The following is a 212-nucleotide window of genomic DNA, read 5'->3' as shown; positions in this document are numbered from 1 at the left end:
GAAAAGTGGAGAATTTTCAACTATGGAGTTCCAGAACTCAATGAATTGTATGGGGTCGTCGTATTAGGAGCTCACTGGCATATTCTCTCCCGTTTAGCCACCAAGGCTGAAATGTATGCCGGGGCTGCCCAACTCATTGTTGATACACTGGGAACAGGGAAGATCCCAGGGGTTCGTTCCATCGTATCCGAAGTCATCCAATATGCTCAAAC

At 47.2% G+C, this 212-nt stretch carries 1 protein-coding gene; it reads left to right on the top strand.

The features are described 5' to 3' along the window. The coding region (locus ADA55_RS00935; protein WP_048677993.1) for a 4-hydroxyphenylacetate 3-hydroxylase C-terminal domain-containing protein at nucleotides 1-212 on the top strand (212 nt) is incomplete at both ends.

This window comes from Bacillus sp. 220_BSPC (genome assembly GCF_001054655.1).
GTDB classification, from domain to species: domain Bacteria; phylum Bacillota; class Bacilli; order Bacillales; family DSM-1321; genus Peribacillus; species Peribacillus frigoritolerans.
Note: the sequence above shows the minus strand (reverse complement) of the source record. Positions and strands in the feature narration are given on the sequence as shown.